1 protein-coding gene is annotated in these 1,113 nt (G+C 37.3%); it reads right to left on the reverse strand.

Annotated features, from left to right (window positions below; all coding sequences use genetic code 11):
- Positions 1-1,074, reverse strand: a 1,074-nt coding sequence (locus NNL21_RS36025) for a WG repeat-containing protein (protein ID WP_256555725.1), incomplete at its 3' end; no start/stop codon positions are given.
- Positions 1,075-1,113: the final 39 nt, after the last annotated feature.

Genomic DNA, 1,113 nt, shown 5'->3' on the forward strand with positions numbered 1-1,113 from the left:
TTTATCTATGTAACCGTATTTGCCATCTTTTTTAACTGCCGCATATCCTTCTTTGAAGTGACTTGCATCTTCATAGACGATCGGTATAACAACATCGCCTGTCTTATCTATATATCCATATTTGCCATCCTTTTTTATCTTTGCGAACCCTTCATAAAAGCCACTCAATACATCAAAATCTGTAGCAAATGGAACATTCCCATTATAATCAATGTAGCTTTGTTTACCATCCTTCTCTACAATGATAAATTCTTCGCTAAAGACTAATATTCTTCCATATTCTATGGGAACTATAATCGCTCCAGTCTTATCAATAAAACCCCAACGTTGTTTGTTTAATGCATTAAACCTTTTTCGAAAGTCTTCCTCGCTCTCACCCTCTACCATAGGGATTTCCGGGCCTTTGCCTATAGCCACACCTGCAAGGCCGTTATGAAACCTGCCGATCACATCGTATTCAAGCTCGAACGGAATAACCACCTTGCCCATTTTGTCTATGTATCCTTTTTTGCCGTCTTTTTCGACAGGTGCAAGACCTTCGCTGAATCCACCGAGGAATCCCCTTTCGAAATGAAATTCAAATGGTACGATCGTATTGCCGGTTTTATCAATAAACCCAAATTTACCGTCTTTTCGTGCGGGTATAAGCCCATCCTCGAAAATGAATGCCCAGTCATATTCCAGTGGTATGACAACCTCGCCTTTTTTATTTACAAATCCCCATTTATCATCTTTGTTAACAGCTGCAAAACCTTCGGTGAATAATTGTGTGTTGTCATATTCAAAAGGAATAACAACCTTTCCTTCTTTATCAATGTATCCAAATTTTCCGTCTTTGTTCATTAAGGATGCAAGACCATCGTTAAAAAAAGGATTATGCACAAATTTAGGACGAACGTTTACGTCTCCATATCTTCCGTAGTATTCCAGTGGTATAACAACTTCACCTGTTTTATCTATAAAACCAACTTTAAATTCTTGGATGTTATTTCTAACGAATGCAAGCCCTTCCTGAAAGTCAGCTATATAATCATATTGGCCGATTATAGGTCTAAATGAAAATTTAACTTTCACGCTAAATCCTCCTCGTATTTATTCTTTTGACTATATTAA

The organism is Paenibacillus mendelii (genome assembly GCF_024498075.1).
GTDB lineage: Bacteria > Bacillota > Bacilli > Paenibacillales > Paenibacillaceae > Paenibacillus_Z > Paenibacillus_Z mendelii.